This is a genomic window from Campylobacter jejuni (assembly GCF_001457695.1).
Taxonomy (GTDB): Bacteria; Campylobacterota; Campylobacteria; order Campylobacterales; family Campylobacteraceae; genus Campylobacter_D; species Campylobacter_D jejuni.
Window position 1 is genome coordinate 17,434 of record NZ_LN831025.1, and the last position, 26,969, is coordinate 44,402.

Sequence of the window (26,969 nt, forward strand, 5' to 3'; positions counted from 1 at the left end):
ATTTTTATCATTTATGAAAATGTATATCAAAATAAATTTCACAAAAATTAAGCTTTGCTAAATATAATTTTAAAAAATTATTATCAGGAGTTACAATGAGAAGCGATGCGATAAAAAAAGGACATTTAAAAGCACCTAATCGTTCTTTACTTCGTGCTTGTGGTTTGAAAGATGAAGATTTTGACAAACCTTTTATAGGTGTAGCAAATAGCTATATAGATATAATCCCAGGACATTATTTTTTAAATGATTATGCTAAAATCATTAAAGATGAGATACGCAAAAATGGTTGTGTGCCTTTTGAGTTTAATACCATAGGTGTAGATGATGGTATAGCTATGGGACATGAAGGTATGCTTTATTCTTTACCAAGTCGTGAAATCATCGCAAATTCCATTGAAACAGTGATGAATGCTCATCAACTTGATGCTTTAATCTGCATCCCAAACTGCGATAAAATCACTCCTGGTATGTTAATGGGAGCTTTAAGAGTAAATGTTCCAACCATTTTTGTAAGTGGTGGGCCTATGGCTTCAGGGGTAACTAAAAAAGGAGAAAAGATTAGTCTTAGCTCTGTTTTTGAAGCTGTAGGGGCTTATGAAGCCAAAAAAATTAGCGAAGAAGAATTTAAAGATATAGAATGTTCAGCCTGTCCAAGTGGTGGATCTTGCTCGGGAATGTTTACAGCAAATTCTATGAATACCTTATGCGAAGCTATGGGTATAGCACTAGAAGGTAATGGAACCATCTTAGCTTTAAGCAAAGAAAGAGAAGAGCTTTTAAGAAAAGCAGCGCGTCGTATTTGTGAAATCGCCTTAGATGAGCGTTTTAAAATTCGCAATATCATCACTCAAAAAGCCGTGCGTAATGCTATGGTAGTAGATATGGCAATGGGTGGAAGTAGCAATACTGTTTTACACATGCTTGCCATTTCGCGTGAAGCAGGGGTGGCACTAGATATTAAAGATTTAAATTTCATCTCAAGTAAAGTTGCACACATAGCAAAAATAGCCCCGTCGCTAAATAGTGTTTATATGGATGATATCCACAAAGCAGGTGGTGTGAGTGCAGTTATGACTGAAATTTCAAGCAGACAAGGACATATTTTAGAACTTGATGCACTGACTATCACAGGAGAAAGTCTCGAAGAACGCTTAAAAAATGCTAAAATCAAAGATGAAAATATCATTCGCAAAGTAGACAATGCTTACTCAAAAGTAGGTGGACTTGCTATTTTGTTTGGAAATTTAGCTGAGCAAGGTTGTGTTATAAAAACCGCAGGAATAATCGGAGAAAGAAAATTTAAAGGCAAAGCTGTTTGTTTTAACTCTCAAGATGAAGCTATAAAAGGCATTATCAAAGGCAAGGTGAAAAAAGGAAATGTTTGTGTGATACGCTATGAAGGTCCAAAAGGTGGCCCTGGTATGCAAGAAATGTTAAGTCCTACTTCACTTTTAATGGGTATGGGTTTGGGTGCTGATGTAGCTTTAATCACCGATGGTCGTTTTAGCGGGGCTACAAGGGGTTTAAGCGTAGGTCATATTTCCCCTGAAGCAGCTGAAGGTGGTCTTATAGGACTTTTAAAAGATGGAGATGAAATAGAAATTGATGTAGATGCTTATACCATCCATGCAAATTTAAGCGAAGAAGAAATCACTCAACGCAAAAAAGAATTTGTATTGCCTCAAAAAGAAGTGCCTTCAAGATGGCTTAGAATGTATCAAAAACTTGTTAGCAATGCTAGTAAAGGTGCGGTTTTGGATATGGAATGAAAGGAAACCTTTCATTCTTCTATTTCTTTGGTTATACGATTTCTTATATCTCTACGAACTATTTCCATGCCCCACAGCCAAACAATATGTCCAAAAATTTCAGACAGGTGTTCATCAAAAGGAATTTCACAAAGTGGTGGAACTTCTGCAATTAAAGGCATTACAATAACATGGGCAAAAAGATAAACAAAAAATCCAAAAACTGCACCTTTCAGTAGGTAAGCCTAGTTGTTCTAGAAAAATTTTAGGTGGAGTAACACGTTCTAAAGCATCTGCTGGCCAAAAAACATTGGGATTTCTTGGAGGAAAAGGTACTTCCCAACCCCATTTAACAATAGCTCCGAAAATACCCGCTAATATACCTATAAAAAAGGCTAAAGTATAGCACTTTTGAAAGTATTTTTTCATAATAACTCCTTTATGTTTTATACAAAATAAAATTTGAAATTATAATATTTTTATTTAAAACATATTGAAAATAGAAGTATAAAAATCTTATTTAAATTTTAAAATACTCTCTTAAACTTTCACAAATTTCAAAAAAATTCACCCCATCTATAGTAGGATTTTCTTTAAAAAACTCATGCATTCCTAAAAAACCGCTTTCAAGTTCTTTAGACTTTACTCCATAGCTTATACTAAGCCCTGCTTCGATAAAAGCAGCGATTTTATCGCAGTATTTTAAAGCTTTGCCGTCAATCGCTCCAAATTCATTTTGATTAAAAGAGCTTAAGCTTCCGCTACAAAGCTCGATTTTGGCATTTTTATAGGTGCGATTTTCAAATTCATTTTTGACAAAACTTGCTTCATTGCTTCTGCCCTCTCTAATGCCTAAGATATAAGAAAATTCAGCCCTTAAACCCTCAGGCACAAAGGGTAAAATTCTTTCATTGATCAGTTTCATTTCATAATCATTTATAATATCATGAAGCCCATCAATGCCGTATTTTACAGGGCTGATAATATCACGCGTTAAAGACTCTGGCAAATCATGAAATAAAGCACAATAAAAATTATTCTCAAGTCTTTTATCACAAGCCTTTATTTTTAGTGAGTAAAAATATCCTAAAATCGCCACCACAAGCATATGTCCTAAAACCGCGGTTTCTGGTATGCGTGGAGTTTGAGCCCAACGCTTTTGAAAGCGAAGTCTTCCGCTAAGATCGATGATTTTTGCAATTTTTTGATTTAAAGCGATTTTTCTAGCTCCTATAAGCTCATAGTAATCTTCTAATTCTTCTTCAACTTTGTTTTTAATCTCATCAATATCATTTAAAAAAGCTGAGGTTTGATAAACTATGTTAAATTCCCATCTTGTAGCAAAATACGAAGCCGCTTTTAAGATAAGCTTTTCTTTAGCGTAAGCATTGCCGTTTAAATACGCTTCAAAACGCTTTAGAAATTCCCCATCTTCTATATCTTCTATCATAGGTTCGATTTTGCTTAAAACCCAAGCATTAACTTCAGCTTTTTTTTGACGCACGATTTCATGATATACATCAGGGCGTATATCGGTTACTACCACACGACTTAAAAACTCAAAAATTCCCCCTTCTATAATCACTCTCATATCCACATCTTTTTCCATTTTAGCGATAAAATATGCAATGATGAATTTATGAGCTTGTTTGTCAAGTTCAACCAAATTTGCCATTCTTGGATAATCATTCCAACGACTGATAGAAGCGGCTTTAAAAATGTGTTCTATGAGTTTTATGTTTATCATGCTTTTGCCTTTTTTGCAATTTAAATTTAAAAATTTTCGTTAAAATTGCGAAATTATAGCAAATTTAAGGATAAAAATGAGTAAAAAAGCACTTTGTATTATAAGTGGTGGTATGGATAGCACTTTGTGTGCTTATCTAGCCAAAAAAGAAGGTTATGAAATCATCGCTTTGCATTTTGATTATGAACAACGCACTCAAGAAAAAGAAAGAGAATGTTTTAAGCAAATTTGCAAGGCTTTAAAAGTAGAAAAATCTTATATTTTAGATGTGAGTTTTATCAAAGATATAGGGGGCAATGCCTTAACCGATAAAAGTATAGACATCCCTAAAAATGAGCTTTGCATAAGCGATACTCCACCTATCACTTATGTGCCTTTTCGCAATGGAATTTTCTTAAGTATAGCAGGATCTTTGGCTGAAAAGGAAAATTGTGAGAGTATTTTTATAGGGGTGGTAGAAGAAGATGGCAGTGGTTATCCTGACTGTACTGATGAGTTTATACAAAAGGCACAAGAATTTATCAATGAAGGTACGAGTAAGAATTTCAAAGTTTGTATAAAAACTCCGCTTGTTAGACTAAACAAAGCTAAAATTGTAGAACTAGCCTTAAAAGAAAATGTACCTTTAGAACTTACTTGGTCTTGTTATGAGAGTGAAGATGAAGCTTGTGGGGAGTGCGATAGTTGTTTGCTTCGTTTAAGAGGTTTTGAAAAAGCAGGATTTAAAGATAAGATCAAATATAAGTCCTAGTTTTCACTAGGACTTAAAGCTTAGTTTAGAGTATAAAGCTTGTTTGCTCCATCTTGATAAGAAAGAATGTTGATTTTTCCATCTTTAAAGAAAATGCTTCTAGCATTAGTGATAGAGCTTGGGAAAGCGATAGTTTTTACTACTTCTTCCTTAACTGGATCAATTACGGCAATTACATTGTGATTTTTGCTAAGTGCATAAATTTCCCCATCTTTAAAAGTCATAGAAGTTACATAAAGATCACCTAAAGTTTTACCTTCTTTAAGATTTGCTTTTGGAGTAAATTCTCCCGAAAGAACACGATCTTTTAAAGCAACTTTAGAGATTACAAAAGTTTTAGTGTCTTTGTTGTTTGGAACAGTTGCAAGATAAAGATAATTTCCATCTGTAGTCATGCTTGCTACATGGTTAAATTTCGCTCTTACAGTATCAAGTCTTCCACGACCTAAACCTTCGCCTTGGCCTTTAAATTTATCATTACCTTTTACAAAATCAGCGTATTGTTTAGCGATATCTTCTTCACTTGCATTAGGATTTTTTGCAAATCTTAAGAAAGATTTGTTTGAGCCCATAAGAATGAATTTATCGTTCATATAAGGTATGATACCGATGATTGGATCAATAGTAGCTGAAAAATAAGGATCAAGTTCAAAACCTTCTTTAGCGCTAAAATTATTATCTAAGAAAGCTACATCCCATTTAGAACTTGCTACAAATTCGTTATTGATATAATCAAGAGTATTGATGGCTTTGTCAAAATTTATGGTTTGTTCATTTGTGATTTTAAGCTCATCATTGATTTTTGCAAATGGAGCATTGTTGATATCATTATCAAATTTTATGCCAAGTTTTTCACTTGCAGGTGCAAAAGCATAATCAGGAGCTTTAACATCGCGTTTTCCTAAGAAAGAAATATTTTGCCATAAACCATTCCAACCTTCTTTACTCCAAATGATGTATTTTGGATTTAAACTAAATCTTACAGGATCGCCTTGTCCTACATAAGGAGGAATACCTGTGCTAACAAAGGCTTGGAAAACATTTGATGCTACGATGATAGCACTGATTAAAACTGCTGCAAAGCTAAATTTAGTATATTTTCTAAACTTTTCTCCATTTAGTTCAGCTTCAAAAGCATTAAATTTAGGAGCAAAAGCAAAAATCACACCTAAGAGCAATACAACAGCCCAAAATACTACTTCAGCCCAAAAATAAGTATGGATACCAAAAACTGCTAAACCAAAACCTTGATCTAAATCTCTATGAGCGTGATTACCATAGTGAGCAAAAGATTGATAAAGCCCTACTGCTGTCATGATTAAAAGAGCAGCAAGGTATTTACCTTTCATACCATAACGAACAATGAAAAGCGCCATTACACCGATAAAGATCATTGCTTCTCTTTGTCCCCAGCAAAGCGTGCAAGGACTATCGCCCAACATATAACCAAATATCAAATTTGCAATACCTACAGGCAAGAGTATAATCAAAAAGCCTGCTAAACACATTAGTGTGTAGAAATTTTTTGTTTTATTGATTTCGTTCATTTAGCCCTTCCTTACAGATTCATTATTGTTAATAGTGCGCCTGTTTTGTGGCCAACATAGAAAAAAACCATTAAAAGCCAAGCTACCATTACCAAACCAAAAGCCAAATTTTCTTTTTCTGGTTTTTTGATAATCAGTATCAAGGCGATTAAAACTAATAAAAGTTCAAGAAACTCCATAGTATCTCCTTTGAAATAAAAACTGCTAATTTTACTTGAAAAACATAAATTAAAAATAAATTTTTTATTAAAATTTCGTGTTAATTTAAATTAACACGAAAAAAGTTACTGAAAGCTACTTAATTTTTCAGAGAGTTTAGAAGCACCATTTAGAACATTTTGAGAGATGTTATTGATTTCGCATGATAAATCTTTAACAGAATTTGCAAGTTCGTTAACTTTATCTATATTTGTTCCTAAGATAAGCATTTTATCTTTTACTTCCATGCTTTTATCTTTCATGGTTTGGGTTGATTCTATAGAGCTTTCCAATTTATGCATAGAATTTACAAGTTCTTGTTGTAAATCATTGGTTTTTGAAGAGGTTTCTTTCATAGAATCATGGATAAGATCCATTAAGGCTTTGTTGTCATTGATTTGTTGGACTATAGTATTAACAGTAGCATTGATGTTTAAAAGAGATTTACTTGTTTTATCAGCAAGCTGTCCAACTTCATCGGCTACAACAGCAAATCCACGCCCATGTTCGCCTGCTCTTGCAGCTTCGATAGCTGCATTTAGGGCAAGTAAATTAGTTTGATCAGCTATGTCTTTAATGGAGTTTGTGATTTCTATAATATTATCCGCACTTTGGGTTAGATTGTCCATATTGGCTACTATATTTTGTTCTTTTTCATTGTTTTCATTTATTAAATTTACAAGTTCAGATAGAGTAAGTTCTACCTTATCCATCAGTATGTGCATATCTTGCATATTTTCTATACTTTCTTGTGCTAAATTTCCCGCAAGATTGATATGATCATCTAAAACATGAGTGATTTCTTTAACTCCTTGAATTTGTTCATGTTGCGAATTAGAGCTGTTTTCAAGCATCATAGAGTTGTTTTTGAGTTTTTGTGAATTTTGATGACTTGATTTAGCATTTTCTATGGCTTCTATGATTGAGTTTTGAACGGTGGAAATAAATGAATTAATATATTGAGCACTTTGTCCAAGCTCACTTTTTGGATCTATATTTAAACGAGAGTGTAGATTGGCTTCTTTGCTAGCTAAATTAGCGCTTAGTTTTTCTAAAGTATGAATTGGCATGATGACTTTTTTTAGTGTTAATAAAATAAAAAATACAAATAATACAAGAGTAATTCCAAATACTGCTAAAGCGATATAAAATTTAAATAAATTAGATTGTTCTATAGTATTTTGGGTAAAAGTGTTAAGTTGTTTTAACTCTTTCATGAGAGAATTATTCTCATAAATAGAAGAATTATCTTGCATAATAGAAATTTGCTTTACAATCATGTTATAGTGTTTTAAAAAAAGTTGTAAATTTTCACTTTTTGTATCATTTTTGATTTCTTTCATAAGATTGTTGAGTTGATTTAGTGTTGTTTTTTGTAAAATATTTTCAGTTGAAAGAACGCTTAACATAGAACTCATTGTTTTATAGTTGTTTTTATTTGTTTCATGGTTTTGTTCCAATTCTTCAAAATAATTTTTAGCTAGTTCAAATAAATAAAGTTTTGAATTTACTGCTATGGAATTTGCGGATTTAAAATAATTAAGCTGGATTAGTTTGGCATTAAAAATTTCTTCTGCTTTGTTTATGTCAATCCCAAAAGTTTTAAGTTTTGTAAAGTTTTCTTGCATTTTTTTTATCGCTTGAACACTTGGATCGTAGTTGATAAAATTAAAACTATTTTGAAAAACAGAATTGATTTTTTCATCTGAAATTTCTAGTTGTTGAACTATGTTTATCAATTCTTTATTATCTTTAGATGAAGAATAGTTATTAAAAATAATACCTAATAAAACAAGAATGAAAGCTAAAACTAGTGTAGATAAAATAATAAATTTTATCAAAAATGAACTTTTTTTATTTGTCATGATATTCTCCTGTTAAGCTTTCTAAGAATGCAACTATATTGTCAACTGTTTCTTGATCTAAAAATTTTCCTAGTTGATAGTAAGCCATAAACTGAACACAAGCATCTAAAGTAGGTATAGATCCATCATGAAAATAAGGTGCGGTTTTGGCTATATTTCTAAGACTAGGAACTTTAAATATCATTTTATCAGCTTCTCTTTTTGTGATTTCATAGCGCCCTAAATCTTCTTGGTTTGGGTATTCTTCAAAAATACCGATTTTTTGAAACATATTCCCACCTATATTTTGACCTTGATGACAAGAGATGCAGCCATTAGCTTTAAAATCTTCGTAACCTTTTTTAGCTTGAGTTGAAATAGCATTTTGATCCCCGCTAAGATAGCGATCAAAAGGAGAATTTGGGGTGATTAAGGTTTTTTCAAATTCAGCAACTGCAAGAGCTATGTTTTCTACTGTAACTTCTCCATAAAGTTTTTACATAATTTTCATTTGAATTAACTTTTTGTAAAAGAAGTTCAGGACTTAGCCCCATTTCTTTTGGATTGAAAAAAGGTCCCATAGCTTGTTCTGTTAAATCTTTAGCTCTGCCATTCCAAAATTGCACAAAATTAAACACAGAATTAAAGGTTGTAGGAGTGTTAAAGGGTTTATCGAGTTGATTATCAACTCCTATTGAAAATTCAAGCCCATCAACACCGTGTTGATCAAGCCTATGGCAAGTATTGCACGAAACTTTTCCATCTTTAGATAAACTTTTATCCATATAAAGACTTTTTCCAAGTTCAGCTTTTTCTTTATCATAAGAGATGGAATTTGGAATAGGGGTTATCATATCTACTGCAAAGACTATATTTGCATAAGATAAACATAAAATCATTATTATTTTTTTCATGATAAATTTTTTGCCTTAATTTAAGTTTTTAAAATGCCATTATAGTATAATTTTAGTAAATTATTTAATAATTGATATTTTTTATTTTATTACAAAGTTCTCCTAAATTTTCTATAACGCAACGTACTTTATCTCCTGATTTTAAAAAAGTAGGTGGATTTAACCCCATACCTACTCCACTAGGAGTTCCCATAGATATAATACTTCCAGCTTTTAAAAGCATGCCTGCACTAAGTTCTTCTAAGACATAAGCAATATCAAAAATAAACAATTGAGTGTTAGAGTTTTGGCGTAGTTCATCATTGACATAGCTTTGAAGTTGGAGTTTAGGAGGATAAGAAATTTCATCTACGCTTGTGATATAAGGTCCCATTATAGTGCTACCTTCAAGACTTTTTGCTCGGTAGAATTGTTTGTGGCGTTTTTGAAGTTCGCGAGCTGAAATTTCATTGATAATAGTATAGCCAAAGATATAATCTTTTGCATCTTTAGCTTTGATTTTATAAGCATCTTTACTTAAAATAAATGCAAGCTCACATTCATAATCAAGCTGAGAAGTTACATCTGCATGTAAAGGTATATCGCCAAAAGGTGGCGTAGCTTGATTGCAGCGTTTTCCAAAATATACAGGATATTCTCTTTCTTCAAATTTTTCACCCTTAAATTTGGCAGATTCTTTGGCATGATCTAAAAAATTAATCCCAAGACATATAATATCTTGGCGAGGTTCTATAATAGGGGCTAGATAATTTTCTTGTGGAATTTCATAGGCTATTTTAGAATCCAAGTCTGTAAGCTTGTGTTTAAATTTATCAAAATGGATAATAAATTCATTCATATCGTTAGTTTCAATGCCAAGATCATCAAAACTTACAATTTTTCCACTAGAATTTAGCACTCCTAGACCTGGTTTTTGACCCTGTATAAAATTAACAAATTTCATTTGGAAAATCTCGCTTTTTTATTTAATTATACTTAAAGTTTTAGCAAGAATTATTTTTTTGTTTTAAAATTTGGTAAAAAAGTGATTGATTGTAGCGTAGTGAAACATTATTTTATTTTATGGAATTGTTGAAAATTTCTTTTATGTTTATTTTTGAGTTGATATCAAAATTTTGATTTTTATATTGAAATTTCAAACGATAAGAATGCAAACACAAACGCAAGGCACCTGTAAGTTTTAAGCGTTCTTTGGGGGTTAATTTTTCATCTAAAATATTTTCGATTTGTTCTTTGCTAAGCCCATAAAGTGGATCGCCTAAAATGGTATGGTTTTTATAGTGTAAATGTACTCTTATTTGGTGTTGTCTACCTGTTAAGGGTTTACAAAGTAAAAGAGTAGCGTTGATTTTAGGAAAATATTCTAAAATTTCAAATTCAGTGATAGCTTGTTTTCCTTCTTTGCAAATTTGCATTCTTGTTTTTACATCATCGTAGTTTTTAGTTAAATTTATAGCTTTATCAACTATAAAATTTTCTTCTATTTTTCCATGAGCTAGAGCAAGGTATTCTTTTTGAACTAGTTTTTTTTCAAACAAAGCTTTAAGATCAATCTGTGCTTTTTTATTTTTGGCTATAAGTATAAGTCCGCTCGTTTCTTTATCGAGCCTGTGTGCTACGCAAGCTTCTTTTCCCCAAAGATGCCAAATTTCATCACTAAGACTGTATTTGCAATGTCTACCATTTGGATGGCTTAAGATTCCACTTTCTTTTTCAAGTATGGCAAAGTCTTCATTTTCAAAGACAATTTCTACTCCTTTGGGGTTGTTTTCATAGACTATAAGCTCTACTAAACCATTTAAAATTTTATTCTTTTCTTCTACTAAAATTCCATCACAAAAAAGTCTTTTTTTGTCTATGAGTTTTTGTGCTTCATTTATGCTAATTTTTAAATTTTCCATAAGGACTTGAAACGCCTTTTTTCCATTGTTTGAGAGTTTTATTTTTATGTAGGCCATTTAATAACTTTCTTAGGATAATTTGATATAATTCCTGTTTTTTTAAAATATAAAATTATAGCTAAAAAGGTTTCAAAGATGGTTGAAAGATATAGCAGAGAAATCATGGCTAAAAAATGGGACATGCAAGCAAAATACGATGCGTGGTTAAAAGTAGAATTAGCCGCTGTAAAAGCTTGGAATAAACTCGGTCTCATTAATGACACAGACTGCGAAAAAATTCTTAAAAATGCAAAATTTGATATTGCAAGAATAGACGAAATAGAAAAAACCACAAAACATGATGTTATAGCTTTTCTGACAAGTGTAAGTGAAAGTTTGGGAGAAGAGAGTCGTTTTGTGCATTATGCAATGACAAGTTCTGATTGTATAGATACAGCTGTTGCTTTACAGATAAAAGAGAGTTTGGAGCTTATTTTAGAAGATGTTTCTTTGCTTTTAGAAGTGATCAAAAAGCGTGCTTTGGAGCATAAAAACACCTTAATGGTAGGAAGAAGTCATGGAATTCATGGAGAGCCTATCACTTTTGGTTTGGTGTTAGCTATTTGGTATGATGAAATTTTGCATGCAAAAGAGCTTTTAGAACATGCAAAAGAAGTGATAAGCTATGGAAAAATCAGCGGTGCAATGGGAAATTTTGCTCATGCTCCTTTAGAATTTGAAGAAGAAGTTTGTAAAAATTTAGGTCTTAAGGCCGCTCCTGTTTCAAATCAGGTGATTCAAAGAGATCGTTATGCTCAGGTTATTTCTGCTATTGCGATTTTAGCTTCAAGTTGTGAGCAAATCGCTGTAGCCATAAGACATTTTCAAAGAACTGAAGTTTATGAGGCTGAAGAGTATTTTAGTGTAGGACAAAAGGGAAGTTCAGCTATGCCGCATAAAAGAAATCCTGTTTTAAGTGAAAATATCACAGGGCTTTGTCGTGTGCTTAGATCTTTTGTAACTCCAGCTTTAGAAAATGTTGCACTTTGGCATGAAAGAGATATATCTCATTCTAGTGTTGAAAGATTTATTTTGCCTGATGCTTTTATCACGGCTGATTTTATGCTTATGCGTCTTACAAATTTGATTGATAAGCTTTTGGTTTATCCTGAAAATATGATGAAAAATTTAAATCTTACAGGCGGGCTTGTATTTTCAGGGAGGGTGCTTTTAGAGCTTCCATTTAAAGGCATTAGTCGTGAAGAAGCTTATAAAATAGTTCAAAGAAACGCTATGAAAGTTTGGGCAGATTTGCAAAATGGCAAGGCTGCTATCAATGAAAAAAATGAAAGTTTGTTTTTGTTAGCGCTTTTAAGCGATGAAGATTTAAGAAAAAGTTTGAGCGAAGAGGATGTAAGAAAATGTTTCGATTATAACTACTATACAAAAAATGTTGATGCAATTTTTAAAAGAACATTTAAATAAAAAGCAAGGAAGGCAATGAAAGTTATTAAAAGAAATGGTCGTACAGAAGAATTGGATATTTCTAAGATCAAAAAATGCACCTCTGATGCTGTAAAGGATTTAGAGGGTGTGAATTTAAGCGAACTTGAACTCGATGCAAAGATTCAATTTCGTGATGGAATTTCAACTGAAGAAATTCAAAAAACTTTAATTAAAACTGCAGTAGATAAGATAGATATTGATTGTCCAAATTGGACCTTTGTTGCAGCTAGACTTTTTTTATTTGATTTATATAAAAAAGTTAATGGTATGAATCGCTATAATCATTTGTGTGAGTATTTTGAAAAAGGTGAAAAAGAAGGAAGAATTTTACTTGGTCTTAAAGAAAAATATGATTTAGATGATTTAAATGCTTATATTAAACCTGAACGCGATATGCAGTTTACTTATCTTGGTATTAAAACTTTATATGATAGATACTTGATTAAAGATAGTAAAGGTATGCCTATAGAACTTCCTCAGCAAATGTTTATGGCCATTGCGATGTTTTTAGCGCAGAATGAATTTAATCCTCAAGAATGGGCGAAGAAATTTTACGATCTTATTTCTAAATTTGAACTCATGCTTGCAACTCCGACTTTATCTAATGCAAGAACAACACGCCATCAGCTTAGCTCTTGTTATATAGGATCAACCCCTGATAATATTGAAGGTATTTTTGATTCTTATCAAGAAATGGCTTTGCTTTCTAAATTTGGTGGTGGTATAGGTTGGGATTGGTCTAAAGTGCGTGCTATGGGTGGAAGCATAGATGGGCATAAAAATGCCGCAGGAGGGATTATACCTTTCTTGAAAATTACTAATGATATTGCCGTGGCAGTAGATCAACTAGGAACCAGAAAAGGGGCTATAGCCGTTTATATAGAACCTTGGCACATGGATATAAGTGATTTTATCGATTTGCGTAAAAATTCAGGCGAAGAAAGACGCCGTGCTCATGAACTTTTCCCTGCTTTATGGATCAATGATCTTTTTATGAAAAGAGTAAGAGCTAATGATAAATGGACTCTTTTTGATCCTGCAGATACAGCGGATTTGTGTGATTTATATGGCGAGGCTTTTGAAAAACGCTATGAAGAATATGAAAAAGATGAAAGCATTACCAAAGAAATCGTAGAAGCTAAAGAGCTTTGGAAGAAAATTTTGCTAAATTATTTTGAAACAGGCTTGCCATTTTTATGCTTTAAAGATAGTGCTAACAGAGCAAATCCAAATGCTCATGTAGGAATTATTAGAAGTTCAAATTTATGTACTGAAATTTTTCAAAATACCGAGCCAAATTATTATCAAATCAAAGTAGTTTTTGAAAATGGAGATGAGCTTCATTTTGATGAAGAACAAAAAGTTGTGATCGATGGGGGATATGAAAAACCAGCCAAAAAAATCTCAACTTTAGATAGTATTGATGGTAATAAAGTTTATATAGTGGAAAAATATAAAAATGATGGAAAAACAGCTGTTTGTAATTTAGCAAGTATAAATCTTAGCAAAGTGTATACTAAAGAAGATATAGAGCGTGTTGTACCAACTGCTATTCGTATGCTTGATAATGTAATTGATTTAAATTTTTATCCTCATAGAAAAGTAAAAGATACAAATTTAAAATCTCGCGCCATAGGTCTTGGAGTCATGGGTGAGGCACAAATGCTTGCTGAGGCTAAGATTCATTGGGGAAGCGATGAGCATTTAAATAAAATCGATGAGATTATGGAGCAAATTAGCTTTGAAGCTATTAATGCGAGTTCAAATTTAGCTCTTGAAAAAGGTTCTTATGAAGATTTTGAAGGATCAAATTGGAGCAAGGGGATTTTTCCTATTGATGTAGCAAGTCCTAAGGCTAAAGCTTTAACTTTAAGAGAAGGCTTATTTGATCAAAGTGAATGCGACTGGGTTAAACTTAGAGAAAAAGTTAAAAAAGATGGTATGAGAAATGGTTATTTGATGGCCATTGCGCCTACTTCTTCTATTTCTATCTTGGTGGGTACTACTCAGACTATAGAACCTGTTTACAAAAGAAAGTGGTTTGAACAAAATTTAAGTGGTATGATACCTGTTGTTGTGCCAAATTTAAGCCTTGATACTTGGCAATACTATACTCCAGCCTACGAACTTGATCAAAAAATTCTTGTAAAGGCTGCTGCTGTGCGTGGTAAATGGATCGATCAAGGGCAGAGTTTAAATATCTTTTTATCACTTGATAAAGCAAGTGGGGGATATTTAAATGAAATTTATCAACTCGCTTGGGAGCTTGGAGTAAAATCTACTTATTATTTAAGAAGTGAAAGCCCTGATAGTGAAAAAGTCAATGTTGCAGATCGTAGCATAGAATGTGAAGGTTGCCAATAAATACTAAAACCCAATGAAAAGCATTGGGTTTTAAAAGATTAAGAATTGTAAATTTCTTTATCTAGGGCTTTTAGATTTTTTGCAGTACAAAGTGCCGAAGTCATAGCTCCTGAGACATTGCTTGCTGTTCTTGCCATATCTATAATAGGATCTATGGCTAAAATCAAACTTAGCATGACAAAATTATTACCAAATCCAATCCCTGCTAGCATAATAGAAGCTGCCATAGTTGCGCTTCCAGGTACCCCAGCTATACCCAAGGATCCAATAACAGCTACCAAAACTATCATTAAAGCAAATGTAAAATCAATATGTGTATGTGTAGCAAAAGCTACAAAAACTGCCGCTAAAGCTGGAAAATATCCCGCACAACCATTAAGTCCTGTTGTTGTACCTATAGATGCTACAAAATTAGCTATAGCTGAATTAACTCCAAATTTATTTTGCAAAGTTGAAGTAGTCATAGGCAAAGTGCCCAAAGAAGATCTTGAGCTAAATGCAAATAACCATACAGGAAATGCTTTTTTTGCATATTTTATAGGGTTTAGCCCTTGTGAAGCAAGAAGTAAAAAATGCACCCCGAACATCATTAACATAGCTATATAAATAAGCATTATAAAAAGTCCAGCTGTTTTGATAGCTTCAAAACCATTGCTTAAAAGCACATTAGCCATCATACAAACTACAGCATAAGGCATAAATCTAATAACTGTAGCAGTCATGTTCATCATAATATTATAAAAGGTTAGGATAAAATTATGAAAACTTTTAAAGGCTTGTTCATACTCTTCTTTTTTAGAAATTTTTTTAGCACTAATTCCTATAAAAAAAGAAAAAATGACAATAGCTATAATATTTTCTTTATTAATAGCTGCAATGATGTTGCTAGGTATTAGCCCTAGTATAATATTTGAAAAAGTTTGAATTTCGCGAATTTGTTTATTTTCTTCATATATAGCAAAATTACTTCCTAAATCAAAACTATAACCTAAAAATATACCCAAGGTTGCAGCTATGGCTGTGCTAAAGAGTATCCAAAAAAGACTTATTCCAAGCAAGGAGGATATTTTGATATTTTTATCAATTTCTATAATTACTTTTATAATGCAAATGCTTACAAGAGGAACAACCAGCATTTTTATAAAAGCTACAAAAACAGAACTTACAAATGCAAACCAATGTTTTGTTTCGCTATACCAAAGAATATTACTTGCTTCTTTAGCATCTGGAAAATTTGCCAAATATTGCAAAGCAAAACCAAACCCCAAACCCATTAAAAGCGCAAATAGCATGCGAAGAGAAAAATTGATTTTTATATCCCGCATTTTTTTTAATGCGTAAAAAACAACACAAAGTATAGCAAGAGTAGCTATAGTATGAGCTTGTGAAAGCATTAGAAAATCTTGAAAAAATTGTTTATCCATAAAAAGTCCTTATAAGAAACTATAATCAAGCACAAGGTATATGAAAATATACTTGCATAAAGCTTGATTTTATAAATGGTAACATAAAAATATTTTAAATAAGATAAAATTAGTATGATTTATTCTATATCTTTATGTAGGCAATGTTCAAATATAAATTTGTGTTCTTGTGGTAAGGCTTCAAATAAAGCATTTGCTAAATTTCTAATCTCCCAAAGAGCTGATTTTGAACTACGCAAAGAAATGAAATTTTGTAAACTTCTTGCATTAATCGTTAGTGTAAGTTCGGTTTTATAGCTTTCTGGTAAGCAGTATTTGGCTATATCTAGACTAATGCTTTTTTGTAAAATAGTGCGTAAATTTTCTAAGGCTTTAATGCTTGCGTTATCAACCTCTTCATTACCGCAAAGCACAAGATAACGGCTTGCATTTTTAAAATCTCCTATTTTAAACTCACCTTCATTGCGAAGTTCTTTTAAGGTATAACGCGTGCTTTTTACACTAGGACTAGTGTGACGGTGTCTTGCGACTTCTTGCAAACAAGCTCTTGAAATCCCTTGTATATAAAAAGTATAGTTTAAATGCTCTAAGGTTGAAGCGTGTTTGAATTTATTACCCACACGATCGATAAGTTCTTTATCTTTTTCGCCACCGCAATCGCCTTTTTCAAAGCTTTGCCAACAAGTTCTTGTTGCATGAGAACAAACAGATAATGGAGTGTGAAAAAGTAAAGTGATTTGCATGCTTATTCCTTTTTGATAAAAATATTTTTTGTAATTCTTGCATTTTTTACTTAAAATTCTAATGAAATAAAAAGTTTTATCAAGCTATAATTAGATAAAAAAATAAGGCTTATTATCAATGAAACAAACAAAATATATTTTTGTAACAGGTGGAGTTTTAAGTTCTTTAGGTAAAGGAATAGCTGCTGCTTCTATCGCAACACTTTTAAAAAATTCAGGACTTAAAGTGAGTATTTTAAAAGCTGATCCTTATATCAATGTCGATCCAGGTACTATGAGTCCTTTTGAGCATGGGGAAGTTTTTGTAACTGATGATGGAGCAGAAACGGATCTTGATTTGGGGCATTATGAGCGTTTTTTGGATGAGAGTTTATCTCAAGATAATAATTTCACTACAGGACGCGTTTATCAAAGTGTGATTGAAAAAGAAAGGCGTGGAGAATATCTTGGCAAAACCATTCAAGTTATCCCGCATATAGTAGGAGAAATCAAAGATCGCATTAAAAAAGCAGGAGAGGGCAAAGATATACTCATCGTTGAAATAGGTGGAACTGTTGGGGATATAGAAGGCTTGCCTTTTTTAGAAGCCATTCGTGCTTTGCGTTTGGAGGTGGGTAAAAATAATGCTATGAATATTCATCTTACTCTAGTACCTTTTATTAAAGCTGCAGGGGAATTAAAAACAAAGCCAACTCAACATAGTGTAGGCGAGTTAAGACGCATAGGTATTAGTCCTGATATGATTATTTGTCGTAGTGAAAAAGCTCTTGATAGGGATTTAAAAGATAAAATTGCTATTTCTTGTGGGGTGGAAAAAAATTGCGTGATAGAAAGTGTTGATGCGGCTAGTATTTATCAAATTCCACTTAATTTTTTAAAGCAAGATATTTTAAATCCTATTGCTGAAATTTTGGATTTGAAAAATTTAAAACCTAATATGGAAAATTGGGACTCTTTGGTAAAAAGAGTTATAGCTCCAAGTAATGAAGTTAAAATCGCTTTTGTAGGCAAATATGTGGATTTAAAAGAAAGCTATAAAAGCCTTACTGAAGCTATTATACACGCAGGTGCAGCCCTAGATACTAAAGTGGAGTTAAAATGGGTAGATAGTGAAAAACTTGAAAATATGGAAAGTGCTGAAGTATTTAAAGATGTGAGTGGAATTTTGGTTGCTGGGGGATTTGGATATCGTGGTATAGAAGGTAAGATAAAAGCCATTCAATACGCAAGAGAAAATAAAATTCCTTTTTTAGGAATTTGTTTAGGTATGCAGCTTGCTTTGGTGGAATTTGCTAGAAATGTATTAAAACTTAAAGATGCAAATTCAAGTGAATTTAATGAAAAATGCCAAAATCCTGTGGTTTATTTGATTGATGAATTTATGGATACAAATGGAGAAAAACAAATTCGTACTGCAAAAACTCCTTTAGGTGGAACTATGCGTTTAGGGGTTTATAAATGTGATATCAAGGAAAAATCCCTTTTGGCTAAGGTTTATAATGAAGCAAAAAGTGTAAAAGAACGCCATCGTCATCGCTATGAAGCAAATCCAAAATATAGAGCAGATTTTGAAAAACACGGTTTGATTGTAAGTGGTGAAAGCAAAGGATTGATCGAAGCGGTTGAGCTTAACTGTCATCCTTTTTTCTTGGCTGTGCAGTTTCATCCAGAATTTACATCAAGACTTGAGCATGTTAATCCTGTGATTTGCAGTTTTATCAAGGCAGCTATAAACTATGAAGATAATTAATAAAAATGAAATTAAAAAAATTTTGGCTTCACGCTTTGAAAAAGATTTGCATACCAAACTTTGTGATCTGCCTTTGCCATGCTGTTTAAAGGATGCATATAAAGCAGCTAATCGCATCAAAGAAGCTGTAGAAAAAAATGAGAAAGTCGCCATAGTAGGAGATTATGATGTTGATGGAATCATTTCTTGTGTTATTATGGCAGAATTTTTCGATGATATAGGTTTTGATTATATTATAAGAATTCCAAATCGTTTTAAAGATGGATATGGATTAAATGCTGAGATCATCAACGAACTTGATGTAAATTTAATAATAACAGTAGATAATGGAATAGCTGCTCTTGAAGCAGCCAAACTCTGTAAAGAAAAAAATATAGATTTGATTATCACTGATCATCATATGCCTCAAGATGTTTTACCTGATGCTTTTGCCATTATCAATCCAAAGCAAAAAGATTGTGATTTTCCAGAAATTGAAATTTGTGGAGCTCAAGTTGCATGGTATTTGATAGCGGCTTTAAAAGAGGTGTGCAAGCTTAAATATGACATGTGTAAATTTTTAGAACTTTTGGCGATTGCGATTATTGCAGATATGATGGAACTTAGAGATTTAAATCGTGCTTTAGTAAGGCGTGGTATAGATCATATTAACAAATCTAAAAGGGCTGCTTTTAGGGCTATTAAGCATTATTATCAAAAGGATAAATTTGCTCTTGATAATATAGGATTTTTAATTGCTCCACTTATAAATAGTGCTGGAAGAATGGATGATGCAAGTATTTCTTATGAATTTTTACACACTAAAGATTTTAATAAAGCTTTAGAATATCTAGAGCAAATTGTTAGTTTTAATGAAAGTCGTAAAGATGAAGAAAAACAGCTTTTTGAAGATAGTTTAAATCAAATCGATGAAAACGATTCTTGTATTGTGGTATCGGGTTTAAATTGGCATGAAGGGGTTTTAGGGATTGTGGCAAGTCGTTTAGCTAAACATTTTAATAAACCTGCTTTTGTATTTTCTCAAAATGAAGAACACTTAAAAGGTAGCGCAAGAAGTGTTGGCAAGATTGATATTTTAGCTTTAATTTCTAAGACAAATTCTATATTAAGCAATTATGGTGGTCATAAAGGCGCTGCTGGAATCAGTTTAAACTCTGAAAATTTTGAACAATTTAAAAATAAAATCAAAAAAGAATGTTCGCAAATTTCTGAAAGTGAATTTTTGGATACGGATGAAATTTTAGGAATCTTAGAACCTAGTGAAATTGATTTTGAAATGCTTGAAATTTTAGAATCTTTTGAACCTTTTGGACATAAAAATCCACGACCTTTTTTTGTTTTAGAAAATCTTTGTGTAAAAAATAAAAAACTTCTAGGTAAAGATGAAAAACACTTAAAGCTTATTTTAACCAAGGAAAATAAAACCATAGAAGCTTTATTTTTTAATTTTGATAAAGAGCCAGAATTGAATCAAAATATTTCTTTGCTTGGAAGTATTTCTAAGAATGAATTTAGAGGATTAGTAACTCCACAATTTGTTATTAAAGAAATTTTATAAAATTTATAAAATTTTTATTTATTATTTATTAATATTGTATAAGTTTCATTAATGAAACCAATTTTAACAAAATAAGGGGAGAATTGTGAAAAAGTTACTATTGTGTGTATTAGTATTTTTATCTATAGGAGCATGTATGGCAGAAGCTAAACCAAAGATTGCTATTTTAGCAACAGGTGGAACGATAGCAGGTTCTATTGATAGCGCTGTTGCCACAACAGGTTATACAGCTGGGGTTGTTGGTGTAGATGTTTTAATCAAAGCGGTTCCACAAATTCAAGATTTAGCTAATATTAGCGGGGAACAAATAGCAAATATCGATAGTTCAAATATGCGTGATGAAATTTGGCTAAAGCTTGTCAAAGAAATCAATAAGCTTTTTGCTGAAGGGGTGGATGGTGTGGTTATAACTCATGGTACTGACACCATGGAAGAAACTGCTTATTTTTTAAATTTAACCATTAAAAGTGATAAGCCTGTAGTTTTAGTTGGTGCTATGCGTCCATCAACTGCTATAAGTGCAGATGGACCAAAAAATCTTTACAATGCTGTAGCATTAGCTGCTGATAAAGAGTCTAAGGGCAAGGGTGTTATGGTAGCTATGAATGATAAAATTTTAAGTGCTAGAGGTGTGGTAAAAACCCATAGTTTAAATGTTGATGCTTTCTCTTCTCTTGATTTTAGGGATTTGGGTTATATAGTAGATGGTAAAGTCTTTTTCTATAATAATATTGCTAAAGCACACACAAAAAACGCTCCTTTTGATGTAAGCAAACTCACAAGTTTGCCAAAAGTAGATATTCTTTATAGCTATTCAAATGATGGTAGTGGTGTCGCTGCAAAAGCTTTATTTGAACATGGAACTAAGGGTATAGTTGTTGCAGGTAGTGGTGCAGGAAGTATACATGAAGATCAAAAAAATGTTTTAAAAGAGCTTATGAAAAAAGGACTTGATGTTGTTGTAAGTTCAAGGGTTGTAGCAGGTCGTGTTGCTGTGAGTGATTCAGATAAAAAATTAGGTTTTATTAGTGCTGAAGATTTAAATCCTCAAAAAGCAAGAGTTTTACTTATGTTAGCGCTTACAAAAACAAGTGATCCTAAAAAAATTCAAGAGTATTTTTTAAAATATTAAAATTTTTTAAATATTTCTAAACTTAGGGAATTTATCTTCCCTAAGTCAAGCCTTTTAATCCTAAATAATAGTATATTATATCTTGCATTTTTTATTATCATTAAAATATACCCCCCCCCCATTTTTCAACCCACCAAATACTTAATATAAATACTTACACAAATATTTATACTATTTAATCCTTTATTTAATCCCCTTTTAAGTTTAATTGGTTATACTTTCATTTCCTTTTTTGAAAAAAGGACTTAAAATCTTTTAAATTATAAAGTTTCACTAGCTTAGTAGATTTTATAAATTAACTCTTTTGGTTTTTATCTTATAAACTAAAAGCTTTTTTATAAATCTTGTTTTTTAATTTAAAAACTTTTCTTTTAAAAATGGTTTTTTGTTTTGTTCTTTTAAATTAGTATTGTTATTCAAATCTTATTAGTCAATCTTTGAAATCTAAATAAGTGATCGATTGAGCCAGAAAGATTTAGGCATAAGCAATTATGTAAAATCTATTCAATCTAATAATTAAAAAGATTAAAAACTTTTCTTTTAATCTTTCATAACTTTTTCTTTGAAGAAAAAGATTAAACTATCTATAATTTTTATGGAGAGTTTGATCCTGGCTCAGAGTGAACGCTGGCGGCGTGCCTAATACATGCAAGTCGAACGATGAAGCTTCTAGCTTGCTAGAAGTGGATTAGTGGCGCACGGGTGAGTAAGGTATAGTTAATCTGCCCTACACAAGAGGACAACAGTTGGAAACGACTGCTAATACTCTATACTCCTGCTTAACACAAGTTGAGTAGGGAAAGTTTTTCGGTGTAGGATGAGACTATATAGTATCAGCTAGTTGGTAAGGTAATGGCTTACCAAGGCTATGACGCTTAACTGGTCTGAGAGGATGATCAGTCACACTGGAACTGAGACACGGTCCAGACTCCTACGGGAGGCAGCAGTAGGGAATATTGCGCAATGGGGGAAACCCTGACGCAGCAACGCCGCGTGGAGGATGACACTTTTCGGAGCGTAAACTCCTTTTCTTAGGGAAGAATTCTGACGGTACCTAAGGAATAAGCACCGGCTAACTCCGTGCCAGCAGCCGCGGTAATACGGAGGGTGCAAGCGTTACTCGGAATCACTGGGCGTAAAGGGCGCGTAGGCGGATTATCAAGTCTCTTGTGAAATCTAATGGCTTAACCATTAAACTGCTTGGGAAACTGATAGTCTAGAGTGAGGGAGAGGCAGATGGAATTGGTGGTGTAGGGGTAAAATCCGTAGATATCACCAAGAATACCCATTGCGAAGGCGATCTGCTGGAACTCAACTGACGCTAAGGCGCGAAAGCGTGGGGAGCAAACAGGATTAGATACCCTGGTAGTCCACGCCCTAAACGATGTACACTAGTTGTTGGGGTGCTAGTCATCTCAGTAATGCAGCTAACGCATTAAGTGTACCGCCTGGGGAGTACGGTCGCAAGATTAAAACTCAAAGGAATAGACGGGGACCCGCACAAGCGGTGGAGCATGTGGTTTAATTCGAGGATACGCGAAGAACCTTACCTGGGCTTGATATCCTAAGAACCTTATAGAGATATGAGGGTGCTAGCTTGCTAGAACTTAGAGACAGGTGCTGCACGGCTGTCGTCAGCTCGTGTCGTGAGATGTTGGGTTAAGTCCCGCAACGAGCGCAACCCACGTATTTAGTTGCTAACGGTTCGGCCGAGCACTCTAAATAGACTGCCTTCGTAAGGAGGAGGAAGGTGTGGACGACGTCAAGTCATCATGGCCCTTATGCCCAGGGCGACACACGTGCTACAATGGCATATACAATGAGACGCAATACCGCGAGGTGGAGCAAATCTATAAAATATGTCCCAGTTCGGATTGTTCTCTGCAACTCGAGAGCATGAAGCCGGAATCGCTAGTAATCGTAGATCAGCCATGCTACGGTGAATACGTTCCCGGGTCTTGTACTCACCGCCCGTCACACCATGGGAGTTGATTTCACTCGAAGCCGGAATACTAAACTAGTTACCGTCCACAGTGGAATCAGCGACTGGGGTGAAGTCGTAACAAGGTAACCGTAGGAGAACCTGCGGTTGGATCACCTCCTTTCTAGAGTACAAAGTAATAAGTCTCACAACTATTACTTCAATATATAAACTCAATTGATTCTTGTTTAGATTTCAAAGATTGATGATAAAGCTAATTGTTTATGGGGAATTAGCTCAGCTGGGAGAGCGCCTGCTTTGCACGCAGGAGGTCAGCGGTTCGATCCCGCTATTCTCCACCATCTATTAAGGGCCTATAGCTCAGCTGGTTAGAGTGCACCCCTGATAAGGGTGAGGTCACAAGTTCAAGTCTTGTTAGGCCCACCATAAAAAAGATTTGAATAAAAAAGCTTTAAAATCTAAAGCAAGTATATAAAGTAGATTAAATATAAAATACAAACTCTATACTTAGATTTATTTTTATCTTTAACTATAAAAGAATATACTTTAATAAATATAAATAACATATACATTATGTATTTATATTTATAATGAGATTATTTAATATATATGCTTCCTTTAGGTTTTAAACCTAAATGTTCTTTTTAATTATCATTGTTAAGAGTCACAAGCAAGTTTTAATAAAAACAATTTTACAGGACTTGTTAAAGGATAAAACCTATTTATCTTTTCTTTGGTTTAACTTATATCTTTTAATTATCTTTATTTCTATAATAAAGAGAATATTAGATTTAAGATTTATAAATTAAAGACAAGTTTCAAACTCACAGCTTAGTTGAGACTAAATCATTTAGTTTTATATTAAGTGTTTGAATGCTTTCCGTCTTAAGATAAAGAAGTCTTATCATAAAAACTTTAACAAGGAAGTGATGCGTTTTAGAATCAATAATAAAAGGTAAAAAAAGGTAAGCTACTAAGAGCGAATGGTGGATGCCTTGACTGGTAAAGGCGATGAAGGACGTACTAGACTGCGATAAGCTACGGGGAGCTGTCAAGAAGCTTTGATCCGTAGATTTCCGAATGGGGCAACCCAATGTATAGAGATATACATTACCTATATAGGAGCGAACGAGGGGAATTGAAACATCTTAGTACCCTCAGGAAAAGAAATCAATAGAGATTGCGTCAGTAGCGGCGAGCGAAAGCGCAAGAGGGCAAACCCAGTGCTTGCACTGGGGGTTGTAGGACTGCAATGTGCAAGAGCTGAGTTTAGCAGAACATTCTGGAAAGTATAGCCATAGAGGGTGATAGTCCCGTATGCGAAAAACAAAGCTTAGCTAGCAGTATCCTGAGTAGGGCGGGACACGAGGAATCCTGTCTGAATCCGGGTCGACCACGATCCAACCCTAAATACTAATACCAGATCGATAGTGCACAAGTACCGTGAGGGAAAGGTGAAAAGAACTGAGGTGATCAGAGTGAAATAGAACCTGAAACCATTTGCTTACAATCATTCAGAGCACTATGTAGCAATACAGTGTGATGGACTGCCTTTTGCATAATGAGCCTGCGAGTTGTGGTGTCTGGCAAGGTTAAGCAAACGCGAAGCCGTAGCGAAAGCGAGTCTGAATAGGGCGCTTAGTCAGATGCTGCAGACCCGAAACGAAGTGATCTATCCATGAGCAAGTTGAAGCTAGTGTAAGAACTAGTGGAGGACTGAACCCATAGGCGTTGAAAAGCCCCGGGATGACTTGTGGATAGGGGTGAAAGGCCAATCAAACTTCGTGATAGCTGGTTCTCTCCGAAATATATTTAGGTATAGCGTTGTGTCGTAATATAAGGGGGTAGAGCACTGAATGGGCTAGGGCATACACCAATGTACCAAACCCTATCAAACTCCGAATACCTTATATGTAATCACAGCAGTCAGGCGGCGAGTGATAAAATCCGTCGTCAAGAGGGAAACAACCCAGACTACCAGCTAAGGTCCCTAAATCTTACTTAAGTGGAAAACGATGTGAAGTTACTTAAACAACCAGGAGGTTGGCTTAGAAGCAGCCATCCTTTAAAGAAAGCGTAATAGCTCACTGGTCTAGTGATTTTGCGCGGAAAATATAACGGGGCTAAAGTAAGTACCGAAGCTGTAGACTTAGTTTACTAAGTGGTAGGAGAGCGTTCTATTTGCGTCGAAGGTATACCGGTAAGGAGTGCTGGAGCGAATAGAAGTGAGCATGCAGGCATGAGTAGCGATAATTAATGTGAGAATCATTAACGCCGTAAACCCAAGGTTTCCTACGCGATGCTCGTCATCGTAGGGTTAGTCGGGTCCTAAGTCGAGTCCGAAAGGGGTAGACGATGGCAAATTGGTTAATATTCCAATACCAACATTAGTGTGCGATGGAAGGACGCTTAGGGCTAAGGGGGCTAGCGGATGGAAGTGCTAGTCTAAGGTCGTAGGAGGTTATACAGGAAAATCCGTATAACAATACTCCGAGAACTGAAAGGCTTTTTGAAGTCTTCGGATGGATAGAAGAACCCCTGATGCCGTCGAGCCAAGAAAAGTTTCTAAGTTTAGCTAATGTTGCCCGTACCGTAAACCGACACAGGTGGGTGGGATGAGTATTCTAAGGCGCGTGGAAGAACTCTCTTTAAGGAACTCTGCAAAATAGCACCGTATCTTCGGTATAAGGTGTGGTTAGCTTTGTATTAGGATTTACTCCGAAAGCGAAGAAACTTACAACAAAGAGTCCCTCCCGACTGTTTACCAAAAACACAGCACTCTGCTAACTCGTAAGAGGATGTATAGGGTGTGACGCCTGCCCGGTGCTCGAAGGTTAATTGATGGGGTTAGCATTAGCGAAGCTCTTGATCGAAGCCCGAGTAAACGGCGGCCGTAACTATAACGGTCCTAAGGTAGCGAAATTCCTTGTCGGTTAAATACCGACCTGCATGAATGGCGTAACGAGATGGGAGCTGTCTCAAAGAGGGATCCAGTGAAATTGTAGTGGAGGTGAAAATTCCTCCTACCCGCGGCAAGACGGAAAGACCCCGTGGACCTTTACTACAGCTTGACACTGCTACTTGGATAAGAATGTGCAGGATAGGTGGGAGGCTTTGAGTATATGACGCCAGTTGTATATGAGCCATTGTTGAGATACCACTCTTTCTTATTTGGGTAGCTAACCAGCTTGAGTTATCCTCAAGTGGGACAATGTCTGGTGGGTAGTTTGACTGGGGCGGTCGCCTCCCAAATAATAACGGAGGCTTACAAAGGTTGGCTCAGAACGGTTGGAAATCGTTCGTAGAGTATAAAGGTATAAGCCAGCTTAACTGCAAGACATACAAGTCAAGCAGAGACGAAAGTCGGTCTTAGTGATCCGGTGGTTCTGTGTGGAAGGGCCATCGCTCAAAGGATAAAAGGTACCCCGGGGATAACAGGCTGATCTCCCCCAAGAGCTCACATCGACGGGGAGGTTTGGCACCTCGATGTCGGCTCATCGCATCCTGGGGCTGGAGCAGGTCCCAAGGGTATGGCTGTTCGCCATTTAAAGCGGTACGCGAGCTGGGTTCAGAACGTCGTGAGACAGTTCGGTCCCTATCTGCCGTGGGCGTAAGAAGATTGAAGAGATTTGACCCTAGTACGAGAGGACCGGGTTGAACAAACCACTGGTGTAGCTGTTGTTCTGCCAAGAGCATCGCAGCGTAGCTAAGTTTGGAAAGGATAAACGCTGAAAGCATCTAAGCGTGAAGCCAACTCTAAGATGAATCTTCTCTAAGCTCTCTAGAAGACTACTAGTTTGATAGGCTGGGTGTGTAATGGATGAAAGTCCTTTAGCTGACCAGTACTAATAGAGCGTTTGGCTTATCTTTAATAAAGCATCACTTCCTTGTTAAGGTTTTTAAGAATACTTTAAATAT

At 34.3% G+C, this 26,969-nt stretch carries 15 protein-coding genes, 2 tRNA genes, 2 rRNA genes and 2 pseudogenes; 11 read left to right on the forward strand and 10 right to left on the reverse strand.

The window, feature by feature from the left end:
• The first annotated feature begins 95 nt into the window (after positions 1-95).
• A complete protein-coding gene (gene ilvD, locus AT682_RS00065) occupies positions 96-1,772 on the forward strand; it encodes a dihydroxy-acid dehydratase (RefSeq protein ID WP_002882772.1) in 1,677 nt (558 codons plus the stop codon).
• Between the two features lie 11 nt (positions 1,773-1,783).
• On the opposite strand, the pseudogene AT682_RS00070 reads toward ilvD, so the two are convergent.
• Both AT682_RS00070 and AT682_RS00075 read right to left on the reverse strand, forming a co-directional pair.
• Positions 1,784-2,180: pseudogene (locus AT682_RS00070) on the reverse strand (DUF1440 domain-containing protein).
• Between the two features lie 91 nt (positions 2,181-2,271).
• Positions 2,272-3,498 carry an HD domain-containing protein gene (locus tag AT682_RS00075; RefSeq protein WP_002882775.1) on the reverse strand — a complete coding sequence of 409 codons (1,227 nt, stop codon included), beginning with the start codon at positions 3,496-3,498 and terminating at the stop codon, positions 2,272-2,274.
• Between the two features lie 76 nt (positions 3,499-3,574).
• Here AT682_RS00075 and queC point away from each other — a divergent pair, with 76 nt between their 5' ends.
• Positions 3,575-4,249: a 7-cyano-7-deazaguanine synthase QueC gene (queC, locus tag AT682_RS00080; RefSeq protein WP_002880646.1), complete on the forward strand. Its 675-nt coding sequence runs from the start codon at positions 3,575-3,577 to the stop codon at positions 4,247-4,249.
• A 20-nt stretch (positions 4,250-4,269) separates the two neighbouring features.
• Here the strand turns inward: queC and dsbI are convergent, their stop codons facing one another.
• The 6 genes and pseudogenes from dsbI to AT682_RS00110 form a co-directional block, all read right to left on the reverse strand.
• A complete protein-coding gene (gene dsbI / locus AT682_RS00085) occupies positions 4,270-5,796 on the reverse strand; it encodes a disulfide bond formation protein DsbI (RefSeq protein WP_002882776.1) in 1,527 nt (508 codons plus the stop codon).
• A gap of 11 nt (positions 5,797-5,807) precedes the next feature.
• Positions 5,808-5,975 (reverse strand): disulfide bond formation protein Dba, encoded by a 168-nt coding sequence (dba, locus tag AT682_RS00090; RefSeq protein WP_002779270.1) that lies wholly within the window; start codon positions 5,973-5,975, stop codon positions 5,808-5,810.
• A 105-nt stretch (positions 5,976-6,080) separates the two neighbouring features.
• A complete protein-coding gene (locus AT682_RS00095; protein WP_002865311.1) occupies positions 6,081-7,859 on the reverse strand; it encodes a methyl-accepting chemotaxis protein in 1,779 nt (592 codons plus the stop codon).
• Positions 7,849-8,752 (reverse strand): annotated as a pseudogene (locus AT682_RS00100) (cytochrome-c peroxidase). Before AT682_RS00100 ends, AT682_RS00095 begins: the two are co-directional and overlap by 11 nt.
• A 64-nt stretch (positions 8,753-8,816) precedes the next feature.
• Positions 8,817-9,695: a fumarylacetoacetate hydrolase family protein gene (locus AT682_RS00105; RefSeq protein ID WP_002883160.1), complete on the reverse strand. Its 879-nt coding sequence runs from the start codon at positions 9,693-9,695 to the stop codon at positions 8,817-8,819.
• A gap of 112 nt (positions 9,696-9,807) precedes the next feature.
• Entirely contained in the window at positions 9,808-10,710 is a 903-nt protein-coding gene (locus tag AT682_RS00110; RefSeq protein WP_016818301.1) for an RluA family pseudouridine synthase, read from the reverse strand.
• A gap of 78 nt (positions 10,711-10,788) precedes the next feature.
• Here AT682_RS00110 and purB point away from each other — a divergent pair, with 78 nt between their 5' ends.
• Both purB and nrdA read left to right on the forward strand, forming a co-directional pair.
• Positions 10,789-12,117, forward strand: coding sequence for an adenylosuccinate lyase (gene purB, locus AT682_RS00115; protein ID WP_002858787.1), 1,329 nt, complete (start codon positions 10,789-10,791; stop codon positions 12,115-12,117).
• Between the two features lie 15 nt (positions 12,118-12,132).
• Positions 12,133-14,502: a ribonucleoside-diphosphate reductase subunit alpha gene (nrdA, locus tag AT682_RS00120; RefSeq protein WP_002883162.1), complete on the forward strand. Its 2,370-nt coding sequence runs from the start codon at positions 12,133-12,135 to the stop codon at positions 14,500-14,502.
• Positions 14,503-14,540: 38 nt separating this feature from the next.
• On the opposite strand, the gene AT682_RS00125 is transcribed toward nrdA, so the two are convergent.
• Positions 14,541-15,926: a cation:dicarboxylate symporter family transporter gene (locus AT682_RS00125; protein WP_002883164.1), complete on the reverse strand. Its 1,386-nt coding sequence runs from the start codon at positions 15,924-15,926 to the stop codon at positions 14,541-14,543.
• Between the two features lie 119 nt (positions 15,927-16,045).
• Positions 16,046-16,669, reverse strand: coding sequence for an FAD-dependent thymidylate synthase (gene thyX, locus AT682_RS00130; RefSeq protein ID WP_002883167.1), 624 nt, complete (start codon positions 16,667-16,669; stop codon positions 16,046-16,048).
• A gap of 118 nt (positions 16,670-16,787) precedes the next feature.
• On the opposite strand from thyX, the gene pyrG reads away from it, so the two are divergent.
• The 7 genes from pyrG to AT682_RS00165 all read left to right on the forward strand — a co-directional run bounded on the left by pyrG (position 16,788) and on the right by AT682_RS00165 (position 26,921).
• Positions 16,788-18,419, forward strand: a complete 1,632-nt coding sequence (pyrG, locus tag AT682_RS00135) for a CTP synthase (RefSeq protein WP_002883168.1) — start codon at positions 16,788-16,790, stop codon at positions 18,417-18,419.
• Entirely contained in the window at positions 18,406-19,977 is a 1,572-nt protein-coding gene (gene recJ, locus AT682_RS00140) for a single-stranded-DNA-specific exonuclease RecJ (protein ID WP_002883169.1), read from the forward strand. The genes pyrG and recJ overlap by 14 nt, the downstream gene beginning before the upstream one ends.
• A 100-nt stretch (positions 19,978-20,077) precedes the next feature.
• The gene (locus AT682_RS00145) at positions 20,078-21,109 is read left to right on the forward strand and encodes a type II asparaginase (RefSeq protein WP_215425903.1); all 1,032 of its coding nucleotides are present in this window, start codon (positions 20,078-20,080) and stop codon (positions 21,107-21,109) included.
• A 592-nt stretch (positions 21,110-21,701) separates the two neighbouring features.
• Positions 21,702-23,214 (forward strand): 16S ribosomal RNA (locus AT682_RS00150).
• Positions 23,215-23,316: 102 nt separating this feature from the next.
• A tRNA-Ala gene (locus AT682_RS00155) sits at positions 23,317-23,392 on the forward strand.
• Between the two features lie 8 nt (positions 23,393-23,400).
• Positions 23,401-23,477, forward strand: a tRNA-Ile gene (locus tag AT682_RS00160).
• A 537-nt stretch (positions 23,478-24,014) separates the two neighbouring features.
• Positions 24,015-26,921: ribosomal RNA gene (locus tag AT682_RS00165) — 23S ribosomal RNA — on the forward strand.
• Together the 16S and 23S rRNA genes with 2 tRNA genes alongside form the textbook arrangement of a ribosomal RNA operon.
• Positions 26,922-26,969 lie beyond the last annotated feature (48 nt).

Bases quoted from the DNA above. Each gene is read 5' to 3' on its own strand.
- ilvD (WP_002882772.1), top strand. From the start codon at position 96: ATGAGAAGCGATGCGATAAAAAAAGGACATTTAAAAGCACCTAATCGT.
- AT682_RS00075 (WP_002882775.1), bottom strand. From the start codon at position 3,498: ATGATAAACATAAAACTCATAGAACACATTTTTAAAGCCGCTTCTATC.
- queC (WP_002880646.1), top strand. From the start codon at position 3,575: ATGAGTAAAAAAGCACTTTGTATTATAAGTGGTGGTATGGATAGCACT.
- dsbI (WP_002882776.1), bottom strand. From the start codon at position 5,796: ATGAACGAAATCAATAAAACAAAAAATTTCTACACACTAATGTGTTTA.
- dba (WP_002779270.1), bottom strand. From the start codon at position 5,975: ATGGAGTTTCTTGAACTTTTATTAGTTTTAATCGCCTTGATACTGATT.
- AT682_RS00095 (WP_002865311.1), bottom strand. From the start codon at position 7,859: ATGACAAATAAAAAAAGTTCATTTTTGATAAAATTTATTATTTTATCT.
- AT682_RS00105 (WP_002883160.1), bottom strand. From the start codon at position 9,695: ATGAAATTTGTTAATTTTATACAGGGTCAAAAACCAGGTCTAGGAGTG.
- AT682_RS00110 (WP_016818301.1), bottom strand. From the start codon at position 10,710: ATGGCCTACATAAAAATAAAACTCTCAAACAATGGAAAAAAGGCGTTT.
- purB (WP_002858787.1), top strand. From the start codon at position 10,789: ATGGTTGAAAGATATAGCAGAGAAATCATGGCTAAAAAATGGGACATG.
- nrdA (WP_002883162.1), top strand. From the start codon at position 12,133: ATGAAAGTTATTAAAAGAAATGGTCGTACAGAAGAATTGGATATTTCT.
- AT682_RS00125 (WP_002883164.1), bottom strand. From the start codon at position 15,926: ATGGATAAACAATTTTTTCAAGATTTTCTAATGCTTTCACAAGCTCAT.
- thyX (WP_002883167.1), bottom strand. From the start codon at position 16,669: ATGCAAATCACTTTACTTTTTCACACTCCATTATCTGTTTGTTCTCAT.
- pyrG (WP_002883168.1), top strand. From the start codon at position 16,788: ATGAAACAAACAAAATATATTTTTGTAACAGGTGGAGTTTTAAGTTCT.
- recJ (WP_002883169.1), top strand. From the start codon at position 18,406: ATGAAGATAATTAATAAAAATGAAATTAAAAAAATTTTGGCTTCACGC.